The following is a 5,070-nucleotide window of genomic DNA, read 5'->3' as shown; positions in this document are numbered from 1 at the left end:
CCGGGTGGGATCCCGATGATCCCCCCTGGTAACTCGAGGCATAGCCCCGAGTTTGTCGGGCCGGGCCTCTAGCTTGGGTGCTTGCTTACCAACACTTTACCAAGCTATCTACGACAGTGTGTAGCTGGGTGGGATTATTCCTGCTCGGAAGCCGTTTCGCTGTCTCCCGCGCGTGTCGTGACGTACGGAACCTTCTGGCTCACAACGCCGTACGTCTCCGCACCGAGGACGATCAGCAGGGCTCCTACCACCGTAAAGAACAGCGCGGGCCCGCTGTAGAAGTCGAACTGCTTGAGCACCACGATCACCAGCAGCGCCACCAGCAACTTGCCGACCCAGCTGACCAGCATCACCGCACCTGCCATGGTCGGCGGCAGCTTCGCGCCGAGCAGCACCGCGACGACCGTGGTGAGGATGAACCCACCACCGATCGCGGCGCCGAGCAGCGCCCCCCACAGACCGGGCATCCCGGCCACCGCGGAGGCGATCGCCACCGAGACGACGACGAGCACGCCGAGGCCGATCAGGCCGTAGCGCAGCGCGGCGCGCAGAGGGGCGTCAGGGCCTGGCACGGTTTCGGGTGTAAAGCTCACGGCCCGAACTTTACCTTGCGGGCCGAACTCAGTGCTGCGTCGACTCCGACCTGCGCACGGACGGGATCGCGGTCACTACCAACGCGAACACCAATCCGCCTGCCACCAGCAGGACAACAAGGCGTCTATCCATCAGCGAAGTTCCCACCGCGCCGAACGCGAGAACACCGACCCATAAATAGATCAGCAAGACCACGCGACGGTGCGAATGCCCGATCTGGAGCAATCGGTGGTGCAGATGCATTTTGTCCGGTGTGGAGAAACTCACGCCGGCGCGCACCCGGCGCACGATCGCCAGCAACAGGTCGAGCACCGGAATGAACATCACCGCCCCGACCAGCAAGATCGGCGACAGCAAACCGACAATGTCGCGCGGTCCGTAACCCTGGAGTGGAATTCGCCCGGAGGCGCCGGTGGATACCGCGGCCAGGATCAAACCGATCATCATCGAGCCGGTATCGCCCATGAATATTCGGGCGGGCGAGAAATTGTGCGGCAGAAATCCGAGGCAGGCACCGGCCAGCGCGGCGGCCAGCAATGCGGGCGGGTAGGTGTCGACCGAACCGCCCTGGTCGTAGAGCAAACCGATGGAGAACACGAAAACCGCGCTCGCGCAGATCAAACCGAGACCGGCGGCGAGGCCGTCCAAACCGTCGACGAAGTTCATCGCGTTCACCAGGGTGACGGTGATGCCGACGGTGACCAGGCCGCCCTGCAACGCGTCGAGCACAACGGTGGTGTCGTTGAAGGGGTTGTAGATCACGTACCAGCTCAGGCCCATCACGGCCATCACGCCCGCGGCGGTGATCTGACCGACGAATTTGGTGAGCGCGTCCAATCCCCACCGGTCGTCGACGATGCCGACCAGCACGATGATCGTCGCGGCGACCAGCACCGCCGGGATATCCGGGGCGTAGTCGAAACCTCTTCGCAGCGCGGGCAATTGGTGCGCGAACAACACCGCGGCGACGACGCCGACATACATGCCGACACCACCCATCCGCGGGACCGGCTTCACGTGCACATCACGCTCACGTGGCACCGCCACGGCGCCGAACGCGATGGCGAGCACCCGCACGCCTCCGGTGGCCAGGAAAGTCACCGTGGCGGAGACGAGCAGCACGAGCAGTAGCTCGCGCAGGGGAACGACTGAGCTCATCAGCGGCGTGCGATCACCGCTGCGCGGAGCTGATCAGGGCTTCCGGCACCATCCCGAGCACCTCCGCGATATCGGCCACCGACACAGCACCCTCCCGCAACACCCGCGGCTGATCCGCGGTGAGATCGACGATCGTCGAAGCCACAGCGTGTTCGGCCGGGCCGCCGTCGAGATACACGCTCGCCAGCGACCCCAACTGCTCGCGCGCCTGCGCGGCGGTGGTCGCGGGCGGCTGCCCCGACACATTGGCGCTCGACACCGCCAGCGGCCCGACCTCACGCAACAATTCGAGCGCCACGGGATGCAACGGCATCCGCAACATCACCGTGCCACGGGTATCACCGAGATCCCACGCGAGCGAAGGCGCGGCCTGCACGACAAGACTCAGCGCACCGGGCCAGAACGCGCGAATCAAGTCCCGCGCCTGCGGCCGCACCGAGAACACCAGGCCGTCGATGGTGTGCCACGACCCGACGAGCACCGGCACCGGCATATCGCGTCCACGGCGCTTGGCGGCCAGCAGATCGCTCACCGCGGCGGAATCGAACGCGTCGGCGGCGATGCCGTAGAGCGTGTCGGTAGGCATCACGACCAACCGACCGGACTTCAGAGCGCTGGTCGCGGCGGTGATGCCCGCCGCACGCGAATCAGCTTCGGCACAGTCATAGACGGTACTCACAGCGTCTGTCGCCTCTCCGCGAATTTTTTCCGGTCGTTGGTGCGCGCAAGAGTCTAACTCCCAGGCTGAGGCCGCAGTGCCGGGGGACTTTTGGGCATGACCGGGCGCCTGATGCTCAGAGTGTGCTGGTTGGCCACTCGTCGACCGAGTCGCGGCGTCAGCCCGGCAATTGGGCAACCGTCCAGAGTTTGCCGGTCGTCGGCGGGAGCTACGCTGAACCGGGTCTCACGCGCGCAGATGCGAACTCGGGCCGGGCCACCGAGGCCACTCACGCCACCATCGGAATCGACGGCGATCGAGGCCGGCCCAGGCCACGCCGGATTCGCCTGCGATCAGGGACTGTCAGGGCGCCGGGCGACCACGAAGCGGGGCTTGTCGGCCAGGTCGACGTGTTCGACGACGTCGGTGAAATCGGCTGCCGCCAGTAGCGCCGCCACTCCCCCGCCATTGGTGTCGTCGTGTTCTATGCCGGTGGCGCCGCCGGAGTTCAGGAGACGGGCGATGGTGGGGATCATCGCCCGGATGACGTCGAGGCCGTCCGGGCCCCCGAAGAGGGCGCGGTGGGGGTCGTGGTCGGCAACCTCGGGGTCGAGGATCGCGGCGTCGGGGATGTAGGGCGGGTTGGCGACGACCAGGTCGACGCGGCCCGTCAGCGGGGCGAGCAGGGCCGGATCGGTGACGTCGTCGGCGTGCAGGGTGATCGGGGTGTCGCCCCCGGCGATACGGGTGTCGGCGTTGCGACGGGCCCAGGCGAGGGCGGCGGGGTCGAGTTCGACGGCGTGGACCTCGGCGTCCGGGCGGGCGTGCGCGATGGCCAGCGCCAGTGCGCCCGAGCCGGTGCACAGGTCGACGACGATCGGCGTGTGGTCGTGCGGAAGGGTCTCCAGGTAGGCCAGCGCCCACGCGAACAGCAGTTCGGTCTCCGGGCGCGGGACGAACACCCCGGGGCCCACCGCGAGGTCGATCTCACCCATCGCGGCCGTTCCGGTCAAGTGCTGCAAGGGAATTCGAGAGGCCCGCCGCTCGATCACCGCGCGGTACCGATCGGCGACCTCGGGCTCGACCAACGGGATCATCGCCAGCCGCATGCGCTCGGTACCGAGCACATGGGCCGCCAGGTTCTCCGCGTCGGGCATCGGCGAACCGACGCCGGCCTCGGCCAGCCGGGCGGCGGCTTCGACGATCAGCGGCCGCAACCGCACCCGCTCGGTCATCGAACCGTCCGGTCCATCACGGCGCGCTCGCAGGTCAGCCGCTGCTCGCGTCGATCGTTCATCCGAGCGACCTCGGCGTGGCCGTGGCGGGCGTGATGAGGCCTGCGACCGCCCCGGCCGAGCGGTCCACGTCGGTGTCCCGCGGGGCCGCCGGTGCGGGGAGTCGACTGCTCATGCCGGTTACTCGGCAGCCATTCGCGCGTCGCGGTCGGCCTTGCCGAGCGCGTCGAGCAGCGGGTCCAGATCGCCATCGAGGACGGCGTCGAGATTGTGCGATTTGAACCCGATGCGGTGATCGGCGATCCGGTTCTCCGGAAAGTTGTAGGTGCGGATCCGCTCGGAGCGGTCGACCGTGCGGATCTGGCTGGCGCGACCGGCCGCGGCTTCCTGGTCGGCCTGCTCCTCGGCCAGCGCTTGCAGCCGGGCGGCGAGCACCTGCATGGCGCGCGCCTTGTTCTGCAGCTGGGAGCGTTCGTTCTGGCAGGTCACCACGATGCCCGAGGGCAGGTGGGTGATGCGCACCGCGGAGTCGGTGGTGTTGACGCCCTGGCCGCCCTTGCCGGAGGACCGGTAGACGTCGATGCGCAGGTCGGTCTCGTCGATCTGCACCTGCTCGACCTCGTCGGGCTCGGGGTAGATCAGCACGCCCGCGGCCGAGGTGTGAATGCGGCCCTGCGATTCGGTCACCGGCACGCGCTGCACCCGGTGCACCCCGCCCTCGAACTTGAATCGCGACCACACCCCGTCGCGCGCGGCGTCCTTGCTCTTGATCGACAGCGTCGCGTCCTTGTATCCGCCCAGGTCGGAATAGGTGACATCGAGCGTCTCCACCTTCCAGCCGTGCCGCTCGGCGTACCGGATGTACATGCGCGCCAGATCGGCGGCGAACAGCGCGGATTCCTCGCCGCCCTCGCCGGACTTCACCTCGAGCACCACGTCGTCGCCGTCGTGCGGGTCGCGCGGGGCGAGCAAGTCGGCGAGAGCCTGTTCCAGCTCCACCAGCTGTGTCTCCAGCCCCGGCACCTCCGCGGCGAACGAGGCGTCGTCGGAGGCCAGCTCACGGGCGGCCTCCAGATCGTCGCGCACGGTCTCGAGCTTGCGATAGGTGCTCATCACCGGTGCCAGCTCGGCGAACCGCTTACCCACCCGTCGCGCCGCACCCGCGTCGTTGTGCAACGACGGATCGGCGAGCTGCATCTCCAGGCCGGCGTACTCGGCCAGGATGTCGTCGATAGCGGACGGCTGCGTCACAGAGAGTTCCTTATGTGTGGGAAAGCGATGACCTCGGGCAGAGAAACCACCGACGCCCGGCCTGCTGATGCAGTACCCGGCGTCGGGTGAGGGAACTAGGAGGCGTCTTCGGCCTTATTGGCACCAGCGCGCTTGCCCTAGCGAGCCACCAAGCGAGCCACGCGGCCCCCGGTG

Annotated in this window: 5 protein-coding genes; all 5 read right to left on the bottom strand. The window is 68.0% G+C overall.

Going from position 1 to position 5,070, the window contains the following annotated elements; translation table 11 throughout:
- Window positions 1-134: 134 nt before the first annotated feature.
- Window positions 135-593 carry a hypothetical protein gene (locus ACFWF3_RS23765; RefSeq protein WP_378996170.1) on the bottom strand — a complete coding sequence of 153 codons (459 nt, stop codon included), beginning with the start codon at window positions 591-593 and terminating at the stop codon, window positions 135-137.
- A 28-nt stretch (window positions 594-621) separates the two neighbouring features.
- Window positions 622-1,752 (bottom strand): MraY family glycosyltransferase, encoded by a 1,131-nt coding sequence (locus tag ACFWF3_RS23760; protein ID WP_378996172.1) that lies wholly within the window; start codon window positions 1,750-1,752, stop codon window positions 622-624.
- Between the two features lie 13 nt (window positions 1,753-1,765).
- Complete coding sequence (locus ACFWF3_RS23755) at window positions 1,766-2,431, bottom strand: L-threonylcarbamoyladenylate synthase (protein ID WP_378996174.1); 666 nt, start codon at window positions 2,429-2,431, stop codon at window positions 1,766-1,768.
- Window positions 2,432-2,763: 332 nt separating this feature from the next.
- The gene (gene prmC / locus ACFWF3_RS23750) at window positions 2,764-3,645 is read right to left on the bottom strand and encodes a peptide chain release factor N(5)-glutamine methyltransferase (RefSeq protein ID WP_379315321.1); all 882 of its coding nucleotides are present in this window, start codon (window positions 3,643-3,645) and stop codon (window positions 2,764-2,766) included.
- 180 nt (window positions 3,646-3,825) lie between these two features.
- Complete coding sequence (gene prfA, locus ACFWF3_RS23745) at window positions 3,826-4,896, bottom strand: peptide chain release factor 1 (RefSeq protein ID WP_062984459.1); 1,071 nt, start codon at window positions 4,894-4,896, stop codon at window positions 3,826-3,828.
- Between the last annotated feature and the right edge of the window lie 174 nt (window positions 4,897-5,070).

Source organism: Nocardia sp. NPDC060220 (assembly GCF_042727815.1).
Lineage (GTDB): Bacteria > Actinomycetota > Actinomycetes > Mycobacteriales > Mycobacteriaceae > Nocardia.
The sequence above is the reverse complement of the archived record's forward strand: the minus strand, read 5'-3'. Positions and strand labels throughout refer to the sequence as shown.